The sequence below is a fragment of the Paenibacillus sp. sgz302191 genome, from assembly GCF_057749925.1.
The window spans coordinates 22,002-42,927 of the sequence record NZ_JBYLHY010000033.1 but is presented as its reverse complement, the minus strand read 5'-3'; the positions used below and the strand labels follow the sequence as shown (position 1 = coordinate 42,927).

General features: G+C 55.8%; 9 protein-coding genes. 7 read left to right on the top strand and 2 right to left on the bottom strand.

Features of this window, described 5'->3' with window-relative positions:
• Nucleotide 1 precedes the first annotated feature (1 nt).
• Together AC3G2T_RS32275 and AC3G2T_RS32270 are read left to right on the top strand one after the other, a co-directional pair.
• Nucleotides 2-883 (top strand): ATP-binding cassette domain-containing protein, encoded by an 882-nt coding sequence (locus AC3G2T_RS32275; protein ID WP_488438067.1) that lies wholly within the window; start codon nucleotides 2-4, stop codon nucleotides 881-883.
• Nucleotides 884-1,125: 242 nt separating this feature from the next.
• Entirely contained in the window at nucleotides 1,126-4,296 is a 3,171-nt protein-coding gene (locus AC3G2T_RS32270; protein ID WP_488438066.1) for an autotransporter outer membrane beta-barrel domain-containing protein, read from the top strand.
• Nucleotides 4,297-4,345: 49 nt separating this feature from the next.
• Here AC3G2T_RS32270 and AC3G2T_RS32265 read toward each other — a convergent pair whose 3' ends face one another.
• The gene (locus AC3G2T_RS32265) at nucleotides 4,346-5,782 is read right to left on the bottom strand and encodes a DUF6179 domain-containing protein (protein WP_488438065.1); all 1,437 of its coding nucleotides are present in this window, start codon (nucleotides 5,780-5,782) and stop codon (nucleotides 4,346-4,348) included.
• The gene (locus tag AC3G2T_RS32260; protein ID WP_488438064.1) at nucleotides 5,764-6,252 is read right to left on the bottom strand and encodes a DUF6323 family protein; all 489 of its coding nucleotides are present in this window, start codon (nucleotides 6,250-6,252) and stop codon (nucleotides 5,764-5,766) included. The genes AC3G2T_RS32265 and AC3G2T_RS32260 overlap by 19 nt, the downstream gene beginning before the upstream one ends.
• A 1,478-nt stretch (nucleotides 6,253-7,730) precedes the next feature.
• Between AC3G2T_RS32260 and AC3G2T_RS32255 the strand changes: the two genes are divergently transcribed.
• The 5 genes from AC3G2T_RS32255 to AC3G2T_RS32235 all read left to right on the top strand — a co-directional run bounded on the left by AC3G2T_RS32255 (nucleotide 7,731) and on the right by AC3G2T_RS32235 (nucleotide 20,444).
• Nucleotides 7,731-9,056 carry a Gfo/Idh/MocA family protein gene (locus AC3G2T_RS32255; protein WP_488438063.1) on the top strand — a complete coding sequence of 442 codons (1,326 nt, stop codon included), beginning with the start codon at nucleotides 7,731-7,733 and terminating at the stop codon, nucleotides 9,054-9,056.
• Nucleotides 9,049-11,028 (top strand): alpha/beta hydrolase family protein, encoded by a 1,980-nt coding sequence (locus AC3G2T_RS32250; RefSeq protein ID WP_488438062.1) that lies wholly within the window; start codon nucleotides 9,049-9,051, stop codon nucleotides 11,026-11,028. The genes AC3G2T_RS32255 and AC3G2T_RS32250 overlap by 8 nt, the downstream gene beginning before the upstream one ends.
• A gap of 270 nt (nucleotides 11,029-11,298) precedes the next feature.
• Nucleotides 11,299-13,779 (top strand): hypothetical protein, encoded by a 2,481-nt coding sequence (locus tag AC3G2T_RS32245; RefSeq protein ID WP_488438061.1) that lies wholly within the window; start codon nucleotides 11,299-11,301, stop codon nucleotides 13,777-13,779.
• A 22-nt stretch (nucleotides 13,780-13,801) separates the two neighbouring features.
• Nucleotides 13,802-18,766, top strand: coding sequence for a pectinesterase family protein (locus AC3G2T_RS32240; RefSeq protein ID WP_488438060.1), 4,965 nt, complete (start codon nucleotides 13,802-13,804; stop codon nucleotides 18,764-18,766).
• Nucleotides 18,767-18,857: 91 nt separating this feature from the next.
• Nucleotides 18,858-20,444: an S-layer homology domain-containing protein gene (locus AC3G2T_RS32235; protein WP_474680221.1), complete on the top strand. Its 1,587-nt coding sequence runs from the start codon at nucleotides 18,858-18,860 to the stop codon at nucleotides 20,442-20,444.
• Nucleotides 20,445-20,926 lie beyond the last annotated feature (482 nt).

The following is a 20,926-nucleotide window of genomic DNA, read 5'->3' as shown; positions in this document are numbered from 1 at the left end:
CATGATCCATTGCGAAAACTTGGTCAAAATTTATAAAATCGCCGATTTGGAAGTCGTCGCCTTGCAAGGGCTTGATTTGCACGTCGAAGCGGGCGAGCTGATGGCGATTATCGGCAACAGCGGCAGCGGCAAGTCGACGCTGCTTAACATGCTGGGCGGGCTGGACCGCCCTTCGGCCGGCCGTCTGATCGTGGACGGCAAAGATTTGCTCCATATGGCCGAAAAAGATCTCGTCAAATACAAGCGGGAATCGGTCGGTTTTGTATGGCAAAACAACGCGCGCAATTTGATTCCGTATTTGACCGCGCTCGAAAATGTCGAGCTGCCGATCCTGCTGCGGGGCAGCCGCAAACGGGAAAGGGCGCTCGAACTGCTGGAAGCCGTCGGTCTCGGACACCGCCGAAACAACAAATTGAACCAGCTTTCGGGCGGCGAGCAGCAGCGCGTAGCGATCGCGATCGCGCTGGCGAATCACCCGAAGCTGCTGCTTGCCGACGAGCCGACCGGTTCGGTCGACACGCACATGGCGAATCAAATACTCGGCTTGTTCCGCCAGTTGTCCGGCACCTTGGGGATTACGGTCGTTATCGTCACGCACGACCCGATGCTGGCCAAAAAGGTAGACCGGGTAGTCGCCATCCGAGACGGCCGGACGTCTTCGGAAATTTTGCGGCGCAAGCCGCATGAGCCGGGAGCGCCGGACGCGGAGCAGCAATCCGGGGAGCGGGAGGAGGAGGCTCAGGTCGAGTACGCGGTGCTGGACCAGGCCGGCAGGCTGCAAATCCCGGCAAGCTATTTGGAGGCGATCGGAGCGAAGCGGACGAATAAAGTCGAGGTTACGCTGGAGGAAGGCAGAGTCGTGCTGAAGCCCCCCAAACCGTAGCGAATTAGCGGGTTCGACGCCGCCGAAAAGCCCGCCGATTCTCCGGCCAGGATGAATTAAACAACCTATAAAGATGCATAAACCACCCTATGATGCGTTCGCTTTTTTGTAATAAAGTTAATCTATGAAAGGCACATTATTAGAGAGGGCGGACTGAAGCGACTAGAGAAAAAGAAATGTTCCAAAAAAAATGGAAGCGTTTTATTTTTTGGTAAACACTTATGGATCGGGAGGTGCATCGAATGAACAAAAAAATAACGCTGCTAGTATTGTTTGCGATGCTGTGCTGCTGCATAGCCCCTTTCGCCAATGCGGAAGAAGCCGCTTCGCAACCAACGCAGACGAAAGAAGAATCGTCGTCTTCCGAGGAATCATCGGTAACTTCGGTAACGTATTTGGCCGATCAATTCAGCGATTTGAAAAGCTTTAAGGCGGACGACAGAAAAAAAATCGCCGCCTTGCTGGGGCTGAACGCGCTCGATGCGGCATCGGCCGACGTATTCGGCGCGGATGACAGGATTACCCGCGCGCAAATGGCAAAAGCCGCCGCAATCGTGCTCGGCTTGAGCATTGACAGAGCGGGCACGGCGTCGTTTTTCAAAGACGTCAATTACAATGACCCGGCGCGTCCTTATATCGAAGCTTTGAGAAATGCGGGTCTCGCGCCGGACGCGGACGGCATCTTCAATCCGGCCGGGATCGTGTCGCGCCAGGAGCTCGCGGTGCTGCTCATCAAAGGGCTCGGCCTGGATGACAAGGCCAAAAGCACCGCCGCCCTCAAGGACGACACGGTAGACGATGCGTACAAGAGCTATGCCGCTTTCGCGATCAAGCAAAAGCTATTGATCAGACAAAACGGCAGGATCGGCGGCCGGGACGCCGTTACCCGGAAAACGCTGGCTCTAGCCTCTTATGCGGCGCTGCAGCTTCATGTAACGACGGCGAAGCCGGCCAAAGCTTCCATTGCCGAGCTGAAAGCGATCGGCAGAAGCAAATTGTCCGTGAAGCTGAATCGCGACGTGGATATCGACAAAGCGGTTTTGACCGTTACGAAAGACGGCTTCCTGAACTCCGACAACAAGCCGCAAGTATTTACAGGCGGCGTCAATTGGTCGGATGACAATACGACCGCAACGCTCGATATGGACGACGCCTTCACGACCGGTACCTACCATATCGCTTTGTCCGGAGTAGATGTTGCGAACGGCACGATGACATTCAAGCCGGAGAACGAACGGCTGACCAAACTGGAGCTCGTCACCGCGACCGAGAAGCTGCCCAGAGCGAAAACGATCATCGAGTACAAAGCGTACAACCAATACGGCGAAACGATGCCGCTGCTGGCAAGCAATTTGAGTGTTAAGGCGACAGCGCAAAAAAATGTTTCAGCGACCCTATATACGGGCAGCAACACCATCGGCCTCGATTTGAGCAATGAAAATCCGAACGCTTCCGTTTTTGTCTACTTGTTTGAAAAGACCGGATTCGTTTCCGCGAACAAAACGTTTACTGTCGGCGATACGCCTCAGATCAAGAAAGTCGAGCTGGGCGATCCGTCAAGCAATTTGAAAATGCCCGTCGGGCAGCTTTCGTTCACGGCCGGCGACAAAGCGTATCTCGTTTTCAAAGCCTTTGACCAGTACGGCAACCGGCTCGTCGATCCGCAGTATTTGAACATCGGCATCGGGAAATCTTTTACCGGGGCGCTCGGAAATGTGTTCAGAATGGATGGGCCCAACGATTTCATCGATTTTGACAACGACGGCTACCCGGAAATGCAGTTGGTCGCATACCAGGATCTGGACAGCGACAAGGAAGTAACGGTCAACCTGACCTACGCCAATAAGCAAATATCAACGAAAGTTATGGTGAAAACGCCAAAAGCGCCTACGTTCGTGAAAATCGGGCCTTTAACGACCGCGCTGACTGTCGGCGATACGAATCAAACGGTTAGTTTATCCGTCACGGATTCGCTGAACAACAGTTTATCGACGACCGAAATCGTCTATCTCGAGAGAACCGGCAAAATTTCGCTCTATCCGACGGGAGGACTCACGCTCGCCAGCCCTGCCATCAATTCCGACGGGCTCATCGTCGTCAGCTCGGTGACGGCCGAAGGTCCCGGCGCGATCAATGTCCGGCTGAAAGGCGTCGATCAGACGATTTCGTATCCCGTCAACGTCCTGGCTGCCCGCCGGCCGGACACGATCAAGCTGGACACGAACAACGTCGTGCAAAATCTTTTGGCGCTGAACGGATTAGGCACCGCGTTTTCGAGCACCGGGACGACGATGCCCAAGGCGCAGTTCATCATTTACGATCAAACCGGCACCGAATACACGACGAACCGCGCCAACTACAAAGTGCAGTTGAAGCTGGAAAAAATAAGCGGCACCACGGGAGCGGTCGCCAGCGTCTCCTATAAGAGCGGCTCGACATATCCTGCGCTCGTTACCGATGCGAACCCGACGGTTTTGCGGGAAATTAATACGATGACGACGAACGGGACGAATCCCGCTCTGTACTTCATCCCTTCCACGATGCTGACGGGCAGCTACAAATTGACCGCTTCGCTCGTTCAGGTTGACAGTGGTGGAGATATTTTACAAATATTGAGCTCCGATTCGGCTACGGCCGACGTCAAGAACATAGCGGACGCGAACCTGACTTATTATGCTGCGCCGAGCGGCAGCGGCCCTCTTTTGGCTACAGGCAAAACGCTCAACGATTTGGGCATTACTTCCAGCGTGTTGAATGCGACCTATGCGTTCAACTACTACGGATCGGCGTTTCAGCAGACGGTTACGGTCAACGGCAAAGACAGCACAGGTACGGACGTCATCCAAAACCTGCCGATCCGGGCGGTCATTTCCGACAACCCGCGGGCCGTCGCCACCGGCATCAACTCCAAAACCGTCGGCAAAATTATCGGCCTCGAAGCGGGAACAGCGAACTTGAAGGTCGTGTACGACACGCCGCTCGGCGGCATCGCGACGACCGATGCCATCGTGAAAAACAGCGTTGTCGACGTGTTTAACGGGGCGGCATTTTCGCAGTTCGGCACCAAGGGCGGCACCGTCGCGTTCAACACTGTCATCAACGGCAAGCCGGTATGGAACTCGCTGCTCACCGAAATACAGCTCAAGACGAGTTACGGGAACATTACCAGCAACGCCAACGCGGATCAGATTACGGTGCTCAACAACCTGATCGGCTTTCAGGCGTTCATTACCGATATCGTGTATACGACGACTATAGCCGCTCAGCAGGATGAAATCTCGATCGATCCTGCAACCTTTATCGTGACTTACAATCAGAAGAGCCCTTCGAAGAGAACGGTATCTTCGTTTACGCTGTATCTTTCGGTAGGATCGATACTGAACAAATATACGATCACGATCAAGCCGTCTTAAACATAGCGACGCCCCTGCCGGACTTCATGGCAGGGGCGTATTTTACCGATCAATGGAATTTCATTTGTTCATAGTCGATCTCATTGATATACTTTTCGACGGCTTGCAGCCGCTCCCGGCTCATCCCCTGCAGACACCGGACAAATTGCATTTGCCACTCCATCGGATACTCATGCTCCAATAACAGTATGGACGGCAAACCAAGAGACTCGCTTCGCAGCTCTTCATAGAAAACGATTTTTGCCAGAATAGCCAGCTCCATATCGCCAAACGCGTGGAAAAGGGCATCATACTCATCGCCGTACAAGCAATCCGACTCCAGCATATCGAGGTAGTCATGGAACGAGTGAAAGCTTGATAAGATCAGCTTGACTTTGTCCTCCTTCCTCTCGCATGCCATAATCTCATGCAGCAGCCTTCTTAATCGGACATCGCTCATTCTGTCCTCTTCGTTGAAGGAAATGACAATGGACTTCGCTCCCGCCTCCCTTTCCGTAATAATGAAAGTCCGCAAGCTGTTGTGCTTTGCGGCATTCGCCACTCGCTGAACGAGGTTTTCCATGCACCCGTCCATATACGCTTTCAGTTGCGAATGAATCGGCAATTGCTGCTGAAGCTTTCCCATCGCATCGGAGATGGCGGAGCGAATTTGCAGTTCAGTGAGGCTCATGAATTGCTGTTCTAACCGACCGTATTGACTCTCGGAAATACGGATATGATCGGCGCCTCCCCCTGATACAACCGAGAATATCGCATTGTTCAGCACGAGCTCAAACATATTGAACAACTCGATTCGGTAGTCAAATCTGCATTCCCTGCCGTAGCGGACCAACAAATCCGACAGCTCCTGCTGATCGAACATAGCGCAAAACCCGGTCTCCATCTTCAACCGTTCCAGGTACTGCTTGATATAGAAAACGCCCTGAAGCCGTGTGTCATCGACAGCAAGCGGATAATCGATGCTGGCCATCGTATTGTGGGCATCGAAGATAATGCCGTATTTCCTGAGAAAGATAGGCAGGGATTCGTCGATAGTCATGTTATAGGCATCGATTGGAACCTTCAGCTTATTAGCAGCGATTTCCTTATATAACAGTTTAGTCTCTTCAAAACATTGACTGACCTTTCCCACGCCTCTTTCATAGATTTGGCGAACTTCAATCGTTTTGAGATGCGTGATCGCCTTTTCCGGCTCCTCGAAGCTGAACAGATACGCGTCTGCCGCATACATGATGGAGGTCAGGATGCTTTCGGCTGTTTCTGTGGTAACCGAAGTGCTTTCGCCTAGGGTGTATTTCCCGATCAGCTCCTGCAGGACTTGCATCAATGCCTGCTGAATGCGCATTATTTCCTGACTCGTCAGCAGCCCTGCCCGCAAGCCTTCGTTCATTAAAGAGATCGTATATTGGTTTCGCTGCAGCCGAGATTTGCGAATACTGCCCTGGACTGTCAACTCGCGCCTACCGTTTAAATGTTCAGATCCCAACAGTCATCTTCTCCTTCAAGTAAAGACTCGTTCTTCTGCAATTCCCTTCGGAACTCCTCGGCATACTCTTCGAGTCTGCCTTTCAACAAGTCCAAGGAGCCCTCGCAATCCTCTTCGAACACTTCCTTCATCTTATGGATGAGCTTCATATCGCTGATTCTGTCTTCGGTTTCATTTTTCAAATAATAAAAAATCTCATGCAGCTCATTCAGGGTATCCGCATAGTTCTCCTGCCGGATGAACGAAGACGCCGAGAATACCTCGATAAGCTCCTTCGTCACTTCGATGCTCAATTCCACCCGCCCGCAGCCGTACAGGACCTGGTTTCTCGCCGCCAACATCAGTTCAACGTCCTGCGGAGTCAGAACCAGGCCAAAATCCTTGGTCTTCTCATTCAATTCCAGCAATTCGGCCATATGCTGTTCCTGCATAGACACGTTCAAGGAGTTGAAAATGCGAGACAAATACATGCGGTTATCGCTCTCCCTCTGGATTAAATTTTTTTGTTGAAAAAAATTTAAAAAATCAAAACAAAAAAATAGTTGACTTTTTGTTTGTTTTGTGATATAATATTTAATTGATTTATTAATAAATATTTTAATCGTTGTCTCCGTCCATGTCAATTGGATTGGGGGCTTTTTTTTGCCTTTTATATGGAGCTTTAGCTCCCTCCCATAGACGGTAAAACAGCAGAGATCCCCACCACGCAGTCTCCACATGGCTCGCGCGCCGAGAGCTCCCACCGTGCAGCCACCACATGGCAGATTCCTGGAATTCCAACAATCGCAGGTAGCCGTTCGTCGAGCGGCCCGGCTAGCCGCGAAAGCCTGCGAAAGTGCAGGCTTTTACAGCGCCAGCGGCCGAATAGACGGGAAAGCCTGCAAAAGTGCAGGAATTCCCGGCCAAAAGGGGCCGAACCCCGGGTTTAGGCGGCAAAGCCTGCACATTTGCAGGAATATCTCGCTGCAAGGGCATCAGCGGTCTCAAAAGATGCACTTTTGCAGGTTTTCTGCGGAACTGCCAGAGAGAGGAGCTACTCTAGCCGGGAGCCGAACGGACGATGCCGTTTTCACAGTGCTGAAAACGATGCAGCCGTTCGTCGAGCAGGCCGGCTAGCCGCGAAAGCCTGCAAAAGTGCAGGAATTTCCGGCCAAAAGGGGCCGAACCCCGGGTTTAGGCAGAAAAGCCTGCACATTTGCAGGCATATTTCCCTGTAAGGGCATCAAGTGAGCAAAAAGATGCACTTTTGCAGGTTTTCTGCGGAACTGCCAGGAGAGGAGCCAACTCCAGTGGGGAGTCGAACGGACGATGCCGTTTTCACAGTGTTGAAAACGATGTAGCCGTTCGTCGAGCGGCCCGGTTAGCCGCGAAAGCCTGCGAAAGTGCAGGCTTTTATAGCGCCAGCGGCCAAAAGAGGCCGAACCCCGGGTTCAGGCAGAAAAGCCTGCACATTTCAGGCTGTTGAGAAAGTCTAACGGGTTTCCTCTCAGATCAATTTTTATGTGGGGGCATTCATCTTGAAGAGAAAAAATTGATTTAAAACGATCTGAGAGGGGTATTTGGCTCATGCTTTTGGTGCTTTTTTTGAGCATCCAGGAAAAAAGGGGGTTTCTCAACAGCCTGACATTTGCAGGAATATTTCCCTGCAAGGGCATCAGCGGTCCAAAAAGATGCACTTTTGCAGGTTTTCTGCGGAACTGCCAGAGAGAGGAGCTAACTCCAGCGGCGAGTCGAATGGACGATGCTGCTGATCGGCCGGCTCCGTAGGCGAGTCAAAGGCCAACCGCACGATGCCGGTGTTCGGTTTGCGTAGCGCAGGCGGGTTTTTCCGGTGTGCGGACAGTCCGGTCGTCGACAGGATTGACCTATAATGACGGTCGGATTAACTACTGGCTGCGAATCCGTTTCTTTGTATACTTAACGGTAGAATCCTAGGAGGGACAACGACTTGGCGAAAAAAAGATACGCGATTTGCGGCGTCAGCACCAGAGCCAACGGCATGTTTATCAAGCCCATGCTGGAGACGTTCCATCAGCACTGCGAGATTGTCGGATTGCTCGATGCCGATCCCGGCCGTTTTGCGAACTGCTTCAAAAAGTTTCCGGCGCTGTCGGGGACTCCTGTCTATGCTCCCGATCAATTCGCCGCGATGATCAGGGAAACGAAGCCCGACGCGATCATTGTTGCGGGTGTGGACTATACGCACGCGGACTATATCGTCAAAGGGCTGGAGCATCATCTCAACGTCATTTCGGAAAAGCCGATGGTGACCACGGGGGAGGACTGCAAGCGGGTGCTGGACGCGCAGGCCGCAAGCAGGGGGAAGCTGCGGGTAGCTTTCAATTACCGGTACGCGCCGATCCATACGAGAATCAAGGAATTGATTTTGGAGGGCAAAGTCGGCAGAGTCACTTCGGTAGATTTGAACTGGTATCTGGACACCTATCACGGTGCGAGTTATTTCAAAAGGTGGAACCGGAAGCGAAGCAGCTCCGGAGGGCTGTCCGTGCACAAGAGCACCCACCACTTCGATCTGGTCAATTGGTGGATCGGGCAAAATCCGGTGGAAGCGTTTGCCTACGGGGCGCTCCATTATTTCGGCCCCTCCGGCGAGCTCAACCCCGCCAAGGAAGACGGCCGGTACTGCGGCACGTGCCGGGTCAAGGCGCATTGCGCCTATTTCATGCGCTGGTCATCGCGCAGCAAGGAGACCGTGCCGCCCGACGATCATTTGACGGGCATGGACGCCGTCCCGGGAGGTGCCTCCGGGTATCGGGCGGACGGCTGCATTTTCGACTCCGAGATCGATATTGAAGACACGTACGCCGCCGTCATCAAATACGACAAGGGCGCAATGTTGAGCTATTCCGTCAATTTTTCGCTGCCTTATGAAGGTTACAGACTGGCGATTAACGGGACGAAGGGCCGAATCGAAACGAAGGAAGTGATGTCGGGCCGGGCTTCTCACCATGAAGCCGAGCAAACGATCGAATATTTTCCGCTGTTCGGCGGCAAAGAAACGATCCGCGTCGTACCGCGGGCCGGAGGGCATGGGGGAGGGGATCCCCTCATTTTGGAAGATTTGTTTCTCGATCCGGATCCGCTCCGATCGTACGAGATTATGGCAGGGGCGGAAGCGGGGGCTCTTGCCGTGCTGACCGGAGAAGCGGTTTGGAAGTCGGCGCACGCGAACATGCCTGTCCGCCTGTCCGATCTGCTGGTCGCGCCGAACACGGCCCAACTGTCGGAAAGGGGAATATCTAACGGTGTTTGAGAACTTTGAGAACGTGCAAATCGCCCACTTTGATGTAAAAAGCCAGCTGCCGAGGTGGATTTACGAATCCGCCATGCGGGCGGCTGCGATGGGGGATAAGGCACGCGCAGCAATCAAGGACAGGGATGGCCTGAAGCGGCGCCAGCGGGAAATCCGCGAAGGGCTGGCACGCTGCCTGGGCGGCATGCCGCCTTCGGATACCCCGCTTAGGCCGGTCATCACCGGCGTGGCTGAAGGTAACGGATTCCGCGTCGAGAAAGTGATTTTCGAACCGCGGCCAAGCGTATATGCGACGGCCAATCTGTACATACCGGACGGCCTGACGGAGCCGGGCGCTGCGGTACTGCTGCTGTGCGGGCACCGCGAGCAGGCGAAGCATTGCGACGAATACCAGACCGTGTGCCACTATCTGGTGCATGCCGGCCTGATCGTCATGGCGCTCGACCCGATCGGACAGGGCGAACGGTTCGGCTACTATGATCCGGGCACGGGTCAGGCTCCGATGACGAGCGTGACGGAGCATGAAAACGTCGGGCGGCAGTGCATGCCGATCGGCGACAGCCTGGCGCGCTATATGCTGCACGATGCCGTGCGTGCGATCGATTATTTGTGCGCGCGGGCGGAGGTCGATCCGGCGCGGATCGGGGTAACCGGCCATTCCGGCGGAGGCACGCAAACCGCGCTGCTGATGATGTACGACGAGCGCATTGCCGCTGCCGCTCCCGGAGGCTTTATTATGAACAGGCCGTATTTTTTGCTGACCGGCAAAGCGCAGGACGCCGAGCAAAAATGGCTGGGTTTCTCGGCGCTCGGCTTCGACCACGAGGACATCGTGCTGGCGATGGCTCCCCGTCCGGTGCTCGTCCTGGCGACAACTTACGATTCCGTGCCGATCGAGGGTCCGCGCCATACCGTCGCAGTCAACCGGAGGTTTTGGGACATGCACGGCAAAGGCGGGCAGCTGGACATTTTCGAGGATGAAAATGTCCACCGCTTTACGGTCCCGCTTGTGCGTGCGGCGGCCGGTTTTTTTTCCGGGCATCTGCTGGGGCGCGCGGCCGTTCCCCCGGACGAAGCCATCCGGCTGCTGCCGGCCGAGCAGCTCCTGTGCACACAGAGCGGCCAGGTCGCCGGCGATTACGCGCATGCCAAAAACGTCCACGCCGAAAATTCCGGGCGGCTTGCGGAGCTGGAGCAGGCGCGCCGGGCTTTGCCGGATGACCGGCGGAAGCGGCAGGCTTTGGATTGGCTGCGCCAAACCGTCTTGTTCAACAGACAGCCCTGCGACCTGAATCTGCGTCTTTCCGGGGGCGGAGAAACAGGAGGGCTGTGGGCGCTTCGGGCGGTATGGTGGAGCCAGCGCGGGCTGCTGAACAATGCGCTGCAATTTTTCGACGCCAAGCTTGCCGGCCGCAGGCTTCCGATTACGATTGCCGTATGGGAAGGCGGAACGAAGCAGTTGGAAGCTCATGCCGAGTGGATTGAAGCGACCTGCGCTTCCGGCCGGATCGCGATGGTGCTCAACCCGACGGGAATCGGCTCGCTGCTGCCGTACCTGAATTCGCCCGAGGAGCGCCCCTTCAAACGCTTCGGCATGATGGACCGGTACAGCGACGAGCTGATGTGGCTGGGCGACAGCATGGCCGCTGTCCGGACTTACGACGTATGGAGAGCGATCGAACTGGCGTCCGGCATGAAAAACGTCGATCCGAACGACATCAGACTGTTCGGCGGCGGTCGGTACGGCATCTACGCGGAACTCGCCGCTTTGCTGGAACCGTGCGTCCGGAGCGTCGGCACGGATAATCGCATGAGCAGCATCGCCGATTGGATCAGGGAGCCGTTTTACGATGAGCACGATTCCCTAAGCTTTATAATGCCGGGAATGCTGCGGCATTTCGACCTCCCGGATGCGGATCGCTGGCTTGCGGAAGAAGGGAGGCTTGCCGATTCATACAAGACGATCGGTTAGTCTGCGTTATAGTCCGCAGGTTCCCGGCGCTAACGAACTGGTCCGTTTAAGACTTGTACGGCTCGTCACAGCTTTAGGCCTATGCTTGGATAACCGGCCCGCCGGTGGAGACCCGCCATCGGCGGGGCTTTTTCCCGCTGAACCGGGCAAATCGGCAACGAATAAAACGAAAGCGGTTTCAAGCTGTTTGCTCTGCCGGTTTTCAAATCATTTGCTCTGCCGGATTCAAACCGCTTTCAAACGATCTAATCCATGGAGGTGTCATTCATTGTGCGTAGTCTGATTTCGCGTATGTTATGCTTCCTGCTTTTGCTCCAGACGTTCCAGGCGGTCTGCGGGGGCGGGGCATGGGGCGCATCGGCCTCTGCGGCGGCAAGCGGCTCGTCCTCTGTGACGAACAGCGCCTACGAGCCGGTCACGATTTTTAACAAAGATTTTTCGCAAGCGGTTATAGGGCAGACGGCTTCCCAGCTCGGCTTCGATTATTCCTCTTACACGGCGGGCACGGCGACGGCGGTCATTGAAGCCGATCCGGTGACGCCCGAAGCGAACGCGCTGCACCTTACGGTGTCGGGTCTCGCTTCCGCGCTCAACAACGAATTTCAGATCAGCAAATCGTTCAGCGAGCCGCAGACCGGAACGATTTCGACGGAGCTGACCTTCATGCAGTACGGAACGGCCAAGCAAAAGGACCGCATCCTGCAATTCGTTCCGTCCACCGGGACGATCAATTTGATCGGCGTCGGCGCGGATAAGTCGAAGGACGGCATCGTGTATTATGCGACGACGGCGCCCTCAAGCTCTCTCGCATCTTACACGCTGAACCAATGGCATACGCTGCGGGTCGATTTTAATACGATTAACCAGAAATACGACATTTATTTGGACGGGACGCTGTACTGGGCGCGGCAAAAACTCAACAACGTAACCAAGTACGACCTTAAAAAGCTGGTCATCGCCACGCCGCAGGAAAACGGCGATCTTTACATTCGCGGCGTTAAAGTGACCCGCACCCTTTTTAACCCGAAACCCGCACCGCCGGAAATCGTCAGTGTCACCGGGCGCAACGCGAAGATTGCCTGGTGGTCCAAATCGTACGTCTATGCGACCAAATACCGGATGCGGATCAGGGAAAAAGGTCAGAGCGCGTGGCTTATGCAATCCGCGACGGTCAATTACAAAGATTTGGCGAACAAAACGAATATCGTTCCCGCTTCCGACATCAGCTCCTACTACGATCCGGCGCAAAACAAATCCGTAGCGCTCACAAACGGCAAAACGTACATTCTCGGTTTATCCGTAGCGATCCGGGATGAAGCGGGCTTGTATACTTCAGGTGTCCCGCAAGATTATGAAAGTGATTCCGCGGAGGTCGAAGTGACTCCCAATACGACGACGCCGATCGATGCGCCGGATGCGAGCGTGTTTGGCGGCGTTACCGCTTTTGCCAACTATAACGCGTACCAGTGGTCGGTCAATTCCGGTTTAAACGCGGGCGATCTGGTGTTTGCCGATAAAACGATTCTGTTTACGGACATTCCCGCCAAATACGCGGGTATGGATTGGCTGAGAACTTCGCAGGCCGATACGATGATTTATCCGCTTACCGCCGAAGGCGCCGTGCAGCCGCAAATCACCCAATTCCAGGTGCGGGACCGCGCATCCGTCTACGTGGCCGTCGACGAGCAGGAAACGCCGCCGCCTTCATGGCTGTCCGATTGGACCGCTACCGGAGATACGATCAAAATGGGCGACAAGGCAACGGCCTATTCGTTCAAAGTCTACAAAAAAGATTTCGCCTCCGGCGATAAAGTGACGCTCGGGTACAACAACTACAATGACTACAAAGCGGGCAAAAACGCCGGTTACTTTGTCATGGCGCAAAGAATTCCGACCGGCTTGACGATCGATCCCGTACAGGAATGGGTGCCCTCGCCTTTATATTCGGTGACGGGATCCGTAGCCGAGAATGTGTATGCGAGCAGCGTCATATTGAACGTGTATCAAAATCAGAATCCGGTTCCCGTATACAGCGGCCAGCTGGCGGACAACCGGTTTAAAATCGACTTGAATTTGCTGCCCGGAGCCAATCTCATTGAAATGTACGCGATGCGCAGCGATTCCGCATTCGTCGATAAAGCGGCCGTGACGATCCACTACGATAACGTTCCGCCGGAAATCCGCATCGCCGCACTGCCGGCCGCGGTCAAGGATGCCGTATATACGCTGCAAGGCTCATTAAGCAAGGCGGCGAATTTGACGGTAAAACTGAACGGGGCAACAATCGTCGGTTCCGTAGCCAAAGCGGTGTACGAACCGTTTGCTTATCCGCTGACGCTGGCGGAAGGAAGCAATTCCATCGAAGTTTCGTCCGTCGATATCGCTGGAAATACGGCGTCCGCCAATTATTTGGTCCGCTATGAATTTTGGGCCGGGCAGGCTGCGGCTTACGATTTCGGCGGAAACCGCCATGACTCGATAGCGGCTGCCGCGAACATTTTTGCCCAAAGACAGGTCACCAACACGACGGCGTCCGCCAAGCAAATTACGCTGTGGTTCGTGCTCTACGACGGGAACCGCACGATGCTTGATTATTCAAGCGCCGCCGCCGATTTCGAACCGGGAGAAACCAAAACGTTAAGCGCCGGTTTCACGCTGCCTGCCCAGGTGAGCGGCTGTTATGTAAAAGCGTTTATTTGGGACAGCCTGAACGGCATGAAGCCGCTGTCGGACGAATTTGTTTTGCAGTGATTGCGGAAAAGGAGGTTGCAAAATGAAGAAAGCGATTCAAATAACAATTTGCATGTTGTTATTGATGAATGCCTGGCTGTTTCCCGTCATGGCTGCCGCCGCAGATGCGGCTTCGGTGCTGGGAAGCCCTGCGCAATTGACGGCCGCCCCCGGCAATAATCAGGTAGTCCTGACGTGGAACACGGTAACGGGAGCTGTCTCCTACAAGCTCAAGCGCAGTACGGTAAACGGCGGGCCTTACGATACGACGGTAGCCGCGGGCGTAACGGGTACGGCTTATACCGACACTTCCGCCGTGAACGGCACGGCGTATTATTATGTGGTGACCGCTGTCAATTCGGCCGCCGAAAGCATGATCTCCAATCAGGCGAAAGCCGTTCCGTATGCGCCGATTGCCGGCGCACCGCCGGTTCCCGCCGATTTTGCGGCCACGGCCCGCGACGGCAGCGTCGATTTGACGTGGTCGGCGTCGGCAGGGGCGGCCTCCTACACGGTCAAAAGAAGCTCTGCGAGCGGGGGGCCGTATACGACGGTAGGAAGCGCGCTGGCTTCCACGTCTTTTACCGATACGACGGTCGTTAACGGGAACGCGTATTACTATGTCGTCTCCGCTGCGAACGCCGGCGGCGAAAGCCCGAACGCGGAAGCGCTTATCGCGGTGCCCGCTCCGGTCATTACGGTGGCTCAGGACGGCAGCGGCGATTTTGCCAATATCAAGGAAGCGATTGCCTCCATTCCCGCCGCGAATGCGAGCCGTAAAGTGATTTATATTAAAGCGGGCGTTTATCATGAGAAGCTTTCGATCACGGTCCCTTATGTCAGTCTCGTAGGTGCAGGCATGGATCAAACGAAAATCGTATACGACGACAACGAAACGACCGTCAATCCGGCGAATCCGGGCGTCAAATTGCAGCCGCTGGAAACGGCAACCGTCTCTGTCGGGAGCAGCGCGAGCCCGGCCAACCAATTCAGCGCGGCGAATCTAACCATTGAAAACAGTTCCGCCGCCTCCAAGGGGCGTGCTCTGGCTGCGCTGGTCGTTTCCGATCAAGTCGTCTTTGAAAATGTCCGTTTTGTCGGGTACCAGGATACGCTGTACGCAGGGGTCGCTTACAATACCAAAAAAGGCCGGCAGTACTACCGCAACTGCGAAATTATCGGCCGTACCGATTACATTTACGGGCCGGCTACCGCAGCCGTGTTCGATCATGTCGATGCGGTCAGCATCAACTCGGCTGATGCGGCCGATTCGGGCGGGTATGTGACGGCGGCGTCCACGCAAAATCCCGACGGAGACGTTCCGGGGCTCGTCTTCGTCAACTCCCGCCTGCTGAAGGACGGCACGACCAAAGGCAAGCATTACTTGGGCCGTACATGGCAGGATCAGCCTACGGTTCGTTTTATCAATACGGAGATGGGGGATCACATTCATCCCGAGGGCTGGACGACGATGAGCGAGCCGCTCAGCACGTATTATTTGTCGGAATACAACAGCACCGGCCCCGGAGCAAGTCCGTCGAAACGCCAAATGGGCATGCAGATGACGGCCGGGCAAGCGAGCGCCCTGACGATTCCGCGCATGTTCGACGGGTGGGACCCCGCGCAAACGGCAGCCATTCCCCAAAAGTCCGGCTCCGTTTCGCCGATTGTCGACCCTGCGCTGCCGGACGGGCAGGCGGGATCTTACACGAAACCGGTGACCGTCTATATGGAAGTGAACGGCGGGCTGCCGGAAGCGGGCCGGGTGCAGTACCGGATCAACGGCGGTCCATGGACGGCGTATACCGCTGAATTTGCAGTCGGTCAAGCGGGCGCGAACGTCATCGAATACCGCTATGTGGACAGCTCCGGAACCGCAGCCGCCAGCAAAACGCTAACGTTTGCAATCGATCCTCGCGAAGCGGCCAAAGTTCCCGCTTTTCCGGGCGCAGAGGGCGGGGGCATGTATGTGAAAGGGGGCCGGGGAGGCGCCGTGTACGTCGTCAGCAATCTGAACGATTATGCCGCCGACGAAGCGCCGATTCCGGGATCGCTGCGGGATGCCGTCAGCGCGGGCAATAGGACGATCGTTTTCAGCACGTCCGGTACGATTCAACTGAAGCGCGAGCTGGCGATAACGCAATCGCACATCACGATCGCCGGGCAAACCGCTCCTGGAGATGGAATCGCGATCGGCGGCTACATGGTGAAGATCGGAAATAACGATACCGGAACGGACATTATCGTCCGGTATATCCGGTTCAGGAACGGAACGAATTCGTTAAGCGACAGCGTGGACATTACGGGCGACAACGTCATCATGGATCACTGCTCGCTCAGCTGGAGCACGGACGAAGCGTTTTCCGCCAAAAACCGCAAAAACTTTACGCTCCAATGGAGCTTTATCAGCAACAGCCTGAACCACTCGATTCATACGAAAGGACCGCACGGGTACGGGGGCATCTGGGGAGGCACGAACGCCACTTATACGCACAACCTGATTATGAACCATACGAGCAGGAACGTGCGCTTTGACCGGGCCACAGATCCCGACAATTACCCTACGAAGGTCGATTACCGCAACAACGTGATTTACAACTGGGGCTTTAATTCCGCATACGGCGGGGAGCAGGCGACAGGGATCAATATGATCAACAATTATTACAAGCCGGGCCCCAATACGTTTGACGGCGTAAAAAGCCGCATCGTCAACCCTTCGGCCGGCGATGGAGGGGGCGGCGGAACTTTTTACATCGACGGCAACTACGTGGAGGGCGCGCCCGATGTGACTGCCGATAACTGGGTGCCTGCAACCGGCGGCAAATATGCGTGGAAAGCGATCAACCCGGATCAGTCGTTCACCCGCAAATACAAACCGATCGTCATTCCCGATGCAAAAGATCCCGTCGGCGGGGCGGTTACGACGGATTCGGCAGAGGCCGCCTACGAGAAGGTGCTGCAAAGCGGGGGCGCTTCTTTACCGAAGCGGGACTCCCTGGATGCCCGTCTCGTGAACGAAGTCAAGAACGGTACGGGCAGAACCGTCAACACGATCGCAAGCGACGGCGGCCTGCCGGAGCTGAATTCGCTCCCCGCGCCCGTCGATAGCGATGGCGACGGCATTCCCGACGCCTGGGAGAGCACACATGGTCTGGACCCGAACAATAGCGCAGACGGCGCTTTTACAAGCAGCAGCGGGTACACGAATCTGGAGCTTTACTTGAACTCGCTGGTCGTAACGCCTCCGCCCAATCCGAACGCCGCTATCGTGAGCCCTGTCATGCATCAGGCTTTTACCGCCGGCAGCGCGATCCCGGTTACGGCAAGCGCATCGGCGGCTGCCGGCGGCGCGGCTATCGCCAAAGTGATCTTTTATGACGGCGATCAAAAAATCGGGGAAGCTGCGGCGGCGCCTTACACGTTCACATGGGCGAATGCTTCCGAAGGCCAGCATTACTTGTACGCCAAAGCGGTGGACGCAAACGGCGTGATGACGTTGTCCTCCGCCGCCGTGATTTACGTGAACGGCCCGAATAACGTGGCGCCGTGGACGACGCAAGATATCGGCCAGGTCAGCATCCCGGGTGCGGCGAGCTTGAGCGGGACGACTTATACGGTCAAAGGATCGGGGAAAATCGGCTCGTCATCGGACGCTTTTCAATATGTATACCAGACGGTTCAGGGCAACTTTGAAATGGTCGCGAACGTCGACTTCGCTTCCGAAATCGACGAGGATGCGAAAGCGGGATTCATGATCCGCGACAGTCTGGACCCTGCATCAAAGGCGGTCGCACTGGCCCTGTCCACCGATCCGACGAGCGATTTCGGCGTAGATACGAGCGGGCGGAAAATTTCGTTCCTGAACCGCAGCGAAAACGGGGGAAGCTACAAAGAAAGCCTGATCAGGGGCGCATCGCTGAAAGCGCCGTTCTGGCTGAAAATCGTTCGCGACCAGAACACGATCTACGGATACGAGTCCAAGGACAAGGCGAACTGGCTGTTGGTCGGCTCGGCGGCGGTCAGCTTTTCCGACAAAGTGTACGTAGGCATGGCCGTTGATGCCCCAAAATCGACGAGCAACATCGATTATGTAACGGCGGCGACTTTTGCCGATGCGAAGTTCACCCGCTCAGCGCTCTTTACGTTCAGCAACCCGGCGAGCGAGACGGTGGATATTCCCGCTTACACCATAAAGGCGCATGCCATGGACCGTGCGCAGTTCTCGGTAACGAACAATGGCGCCGCCGTCACCGATGCGGTGTATGTCGAAGCCGGGGCCGATTTCTCGGCCGCCATTAAGCTGACCGAAGGCGTCAACACAATCGTCGTCTCGGCCCGCAACAGCGAGTTGTTCGGAGACGCCGTCAACGCCAAGACGATTACCGTGACTTATAACAAGTCTGCGGTCGTGTTTACGCCTTCGGCGGAGCTGCCCGATGCGGTCACTTCTTCGGCTTTCGTATTAACGGGAAGCGTCAATCGCAACGCGGCCGTCACCGTCCGGTTAAACGGAACGGCGGTTCTCGGCCATAGCGCGAAGCTTGCTGCGGTGCCGTTCGAAGTTCCGCTCGTTTTGCAGGAAGGCGTCAACGAAATTGTCGTCTCCGGCGTGGACGATTACGGCAACACCGGCTCCAAAACGTACCGGATCACCTATAACAAAAACTGGGGCGCGGGCGTCTTTACGGTTAAAAGTTTGATTTTGAGCGATCTCGGCGGCAATGCGCTTTCGGGTCTGACCCGATCCACCGATACCGTAGCGGACGTGCTGGTGTACAACAATTCTTCGGTCAGCCAGAGCGGAACGCTCGTCATTGCGCTGTTCGATCAGCAGGACCGGATGGTGAGGTATTCCTTGCTCGCCCATTCGATTTTGCCCGGGAAAACCGCTCATTTGAAGGCGCTGCTGAAATTGCCGGATATCGTCATGGGCTGCAAACTGAAAGCTTTTGTATGGGATTCTGCGCTCAGCCAAACTTTGATTTCCAATGTAGTCGCAATGCCTTAGCGCCCGATGGATACAATTGAGCGGGCAGATGGGGAGGCGGACGTGCCGCCCTTTCCCATTCCCCCATTCGGAATTCGGAGGAGGAATCTGTTTGAAAAGAACGATCATCGTCCTGCTGACGGCTTTGATGTGCTTTGGCATTTGCATTCCGGGCGCGTCGGCTTCGCAGGTCACCGTACAAGCATCGCTGGATGAAAATTCGGGAAAAGTGACGATTTCGGGCTCGCTGGGGACGGCCGCTGGAAGCATCGTGACCGTTCAGGTGCGGAATCCGCTGAATCAACTCGATTATTTGGACCAGGGAACAACTGCGGCCAACGGACAATTTCAGTTCAGCTATACGCTCAGGCAAAAAATAAACGGAACTTATACCGTGAAAGCGGGAGGGCAGGACGCCGACGCGGTGGAGAGCGCGGCTTTCAAAGTCGCGACGGCGACGGATTCCGGTTCCGGCTCCGGCTCCGGCTCCTCTTCTTCGCCATCGCCGCCGTCCGCTGCGAGCCCGCCTTCGGCACAAGGGGAAGTGAACGGCAGCGGGATTATTTTGGAGGCGCAGCTGGATAGCGCGACCGGCATGGCGTCGGCCAGACTGACTGCCGACATTTTGAACAAAGCGAGAGAAGCCGGCGGCAATGATGTTACGGTCGAAATTGCCCGAAGCGCCGGGGCCGACCGGTATGAGCTGATTGTCGACGCCGGCCTGTTCTCGCCCGCATCGAAGGGCCTGACCTTGTCGCTGATCACCGATATTGCGGCCGCGACGATACGCACGGACATGCTGAGCGGCGTCGATTTGTCCTCGGCCAAAGAGGTCGGCTTACGCATCGGCCGGGCCGACACGAGCCGGTTGCCGGGCGAACTCCGCAGCAAAATCGGCGGCAGGCCGGTTATAGAGCTGCATGCTGCCGTAGACGGCAGCGTCATCCCGTTCAGCAATCCCGATACCGCCGTGACGGTTGCGATCCCATATCAGCCTGCGGAAGGAGAGTTGAAAAATCCGGAGCATATCGTCATCTGGTATCTGGATGCGCAAAACCGGGCGCAGGCGATTCCCAGCGGCAAATATGATCCGGCTAGCGGAAAAGTCAGCTTCACGACGACCCATTTCAGCGCCTTTGCGATCGCTTATGCGGTGAAAACGTTCGACGATCTCGGTTCGTTCGGCTGGGCCAGGCGAGCGATCGAAGTCATGGCATCCAAAGGAGTCATATCCGGTACCTCCGAGACGGCCTACAATCCGGGCGCTATCATCACCCGGGCGGATTTTATGATTTTAATAACCAAAGCGCTCGGCTTGAGCGCCCGGGTTACAAGCAATTTCAGCGATGTCGCTTCCGCGGACTATTATTTTGAAGCCGTAGGCGTTGCCAAGCAGCTGGGGCTTGCGGAGGGCGAGGGGAACAATCGCTTTAATCCGCAGTCGCCCATTTCCAGACAGGATATGATGGTGCTCATGTCAAGAGCTATGAAGCTGGCCGGCAAATCGAGTCCTGGGGGCGCCGAGGCGGACCTTGCGCGGTTCGCGGACAGGGCGGAAGTCGCTTCCTACGCGGTGAACGACGTAGCCGCCATGGTCAGAGCCGGAATCGTGGAGGGGGACGGCAGCGCTTTACATCCGCTAGGCAGCGCCACGAGAGCGGAAGCGGCGGTTTTGTTATACAGAATTTATAACAAATAACCGCCAACCGTACGCGCCCCGGGTCCGGCCCGAGTCCGGCTGATCCCGCCCCGGATTTCTGCGAGTGTCTCGCCGAGTCGCGAAACGCCAAACAAGAGGCTACCCCGCAACTGAGGATAGCCTCTTGTTATGTCCGTCGGCCGGCCGCGCCTACACATCCGTTAGATGAGCCGGGCCCGTCATTCCGCAAAACTAGTCAGACTGCCGTGAAACTCGTCCGCCGAAGCCTGGCTCTGACTCCTGTCAATGCACTGCTGAAAACCTGTAAAAAATTAGACTGAAAAATCGCCCGCCAGGAGCTGGGAGTCTGTCCGACGGAGCTACTTTTGTGGTTCATCGGACAGACTCCCAGCACATCTACTTGCAACGCGCAGAAAACCTGCAAAAATACATCTTTTTGTTCCGTAATACGCTTGCCTGAGAATATTCCTGCAAATGTGCAGCTTTTTCTACTAAAACTTCGCGATGAGCCCTTCATGAGC